Origin of the sequence: Fulvivirga sp. (assembly GCF_040220315.1) — a bacterium.
GTDB lineage: Bacteria > Bacteroidota > Bacteroidia > Cytophagales > Cyclobacteriaceae > Fulvivirga.
This window is the reverse complement of record NZ_JAVJUY010000243.1, coordinates 1-3,103: the sequence shown is the minus strand read 5'-3', so window position 1 is coordinate 3,103 and position 3,103 is coordinate 1. Positions and strand designations below refer to the sequence as shown.

The window sequence follows — 3,103 nt, the reverse complement described above, 5'->3', positions numbered from 1 at the left end:
AAACTTGAGGTCTCAGTTTTTAAGACACCAAAAGAAATGGGAAATGCCGCTGCTGACCTCGTATCAAAGAAACTGGGAGAAGCTATCGAATCAAGGAATGAAGCAAATTTAATTCTGGCTACAGGTGCATCTCAGTTTCCTTTTTTGGAAGCATTAAAGGAAAGGCAAATTGAGTGGAATAAAATCACAGTGTTTCATCTTGATGAATACAAAGGAATTTCAGACACCCATCCGGCCAGCTTTAGAAAGTATCTGAAAGAGAGAATACTTGACGAAGTGAGTCCCGCAAAAATCTTTTATTTGAATGGCGATGCTTTGGATGCTGAACAGGAAGCCAAGAGGTATGAAGAAAATCTGAAAAAGTATCCGATAGATATTGCGTGTATAGGAATAGGAGAGAATGGCCACATTGCATTTAATGACCCACCCGTAGCTGATTTTAATGATCCAAAACTTGTTAAAGTTGTTAAGTTAGATAAAGCGTGCAGAAATCAACAGTTTGGAGAGGGGTGGTTCCCCACCTTTAATGATGTGCCTAAAGAGGCTATTACTCTTACAATTAATGCCATTATGAATTGCAAGGCAATCAGTTGTGTAGTTCCAGATAACAGGAAAGCTGAAGCGGTTTTCAGCACGTTGTATAACGAAATATCCACAAATTGTCCAGCTACAATCTTGAGAAAACATACACAAGCTAAACTATTCCTGGATAAAAGGTCTGCATCAAAGTTGATTTAGGTGGTATTATTCTCCATTAATAATTGATTTATTTTTTTGAATCTTTCATATAATTATTATATTTAAATAAGAAAAAGAAATGAAAGTAAAAAAAAGTACATTATCTTTTATTTACTTTATTAATAATAAATATGAAATTCATTGCTTTACTTGTAAACTATTTATTAAAATGAATATAACAATTATTATTTTTAAATTATTGATTTTGCGCTCTCCGCTTAAAATATGGTAATAGTTGGAAGAAAGAGATTTTGAAAATGGTATTGATGAGGATCTTCTCAAGGCATTAAAGGCAGGAAGTTCAAGGGCCTTTGATGAGCTCTATTCAAAATATTGGAAATATTTGTATCTCTACGCTTATAACCTCCTTGAGGATTCAACTATTTGTGAAGATATCGTCCAGGATATTTTTACCCAACTCTATTCCAGACGAAAAAACCTCCAAATTAATAACCTAAAATCGTATCTTTTCCAGGCAGTAAAATTCCAAGTGATCAAGCATTTCAGAAGAAATAAGTTAATGCATCATCATGTTGAAACTTTCCAAACAATTCAATTCTCAAATCAGACTGAGGATGCCATAAACTTCAAACAAATGGATGAGTCGGTTTCCAAGTGTATTTCGGAATTACCTGAACGTTGTCAGGAGATTTTCTACCTAAGCAGATATGAACATTTAAGCAATGGTGAAATTGCTAAAAAGTTAGGACTCTCAATTCAAACTGTGAAAAATCAAATATCTAAGGCTTTGAAATATTTGCATGCCAAGCTAGATCACGTATTGCTGGTACTTTTTATTGTGTTTTTTGCGTGACAGGGAGAAATTTAGCGGGGGACTTAGATGTAACTACCAACCATTTTTAAAGAATGAAAATTTTCTTTCCCGGGATACTCCAAGTAAGGAACCCTAGACAGAGATGAGGTGAATTTTACCGTTATATAGCACAATACCTTAGAGGATAAGAATATCTTTCGAATTCGATACCTTACGGGAAGATTTCATCTGCCTCCTTGTGAATGATGTCTGCCTGATTGTTTATAGTAGTTTTCAGGTCATAATGCCTCTAAAGTTTTTGAAGCATTAACGAATGATTTGAATCACCAGCCAATTTTCCAAAGGTGTGTCTTGCAATGTGATTCAATAAATTTTCTCAATGTCACGTTTATCAGCAATTCTTAGTAAATATTTATTGAGAAGACTTGTAGCGTTTCGGACCTTCAGTATTTATCATCGTAGTCATTTGGCTCCACTCATAATGAAATACCAAAATCCTTCTTTCTGCATACTGATGATCTATATAAGCTCAAATCAAGCTTTCTTGTCGGACTGATAACCAATTTCATAAAAATTAAAATGAATTGGATAGTACTATTTGCGCCTTTGTGGTACTTGGTAGTTATAAGAAGCAAGAAATTGGATAAACAACAGATCATACGGCTTTTGGAAAAGTACAAGCATGGGGCATGTACTCATGATGAGAAGAAACTGGTGGAAGAATTTTTCACAACCTATCAAAGTGGAAATGAAGAATGGATTGATTGGAAGCATGGTGATCAAAAAGAAGTTAGTGATCGGATATACCGAGGAATACAAAAAAACATCTACGATCAATCATCTATTGTAAGACGAAACATCTATAAATATGCAGCGGCTCTTTTGATCATATTCATTTCATCTATTCTTGTCTTCCAGTACAACCAGGAGGCAAAGGAAATCGAGGTTCAAAACAGTCAATTCATTACAAAGACAACCCAAAGAGGACAAAAAACCAATATCGTATTGGGAGATGGGACATTTATAAGATTGAATTCCGAAAGCAGCCTGGTATACCCGAGTAGGTTTAAAAAGGACTTAAGAGAGGTCACATTAATTGGGGAAGCTTACTTTGAAGTAACCAAAGATTCATTAAGACCATTTGTGATAAAATCCCAGGACTTGGTTACCAGGGTGCTGGGAACCTCTTTCAATATAAAGGCTTACCCTGATACTGACATGGAAGTAACCGTATCTTCAGGGAAGGTTCAGGTGCTATCTTCAAATGATGAAGTGCTCAATGGATTAAACCAGCATGTCTATTTGACAGCTAATCAACAGGTTTCCTATAATCTGCTGACAAATGAACTAATCAAAAAAGAAGTTGAAATCAACCAGTATTTAGCATGGAAAAATGATCAAATAATATTGAACAAAGTATCGATGAAGGAAGCCTCCTCAATCCTGGAACGTTGGTTCAATGTTGAAATAATTTTTGAAAATAAAATGATTGAGAATTGTATCATTCGAAGTGAATACAAAAACGAGAATCTCATCAATATCCTGGAAAGTATGAAATTCATTTTAGGAATTGATTACCGTTTAGAAGAG

At 34.7% G+C, this 3,103-nt stretch carries 3 protein-coding genes; all 3 read left to right on the top strand.

The window, feature by feature from the left end; translation table 11 throughout:
• Nucleotides 1-738, top strand: a 738-nt coding sequence (locus RLO81_RS11675; RefSeq protein WP_350111683.1) for a glucosamine-6-phosphate deaminase, incomplete at its 5' end; no start/stop codon positions are given.
• Nucleotides 739-973: 235 nt separating this feature from the next.
• Entirely contained in the window at nucleotides 974-1,552 is a 579-nt protein-coding gene (locus RLO81_RS11670) for an RNA polymerase sigma factor (protein WP_350111681.1), read from the top strand.
• Nucleotides 1,553-2,092: 540 nt separating this feature from the next.
• Nucleotides 2,093-3,103, top strand: a 1,011-nt coding sequence (locus tag RLO81_RS11665; protein WP_350111679.1) for a FecR family protein, incomplete at its 3' end; no start/stop codon positions are given.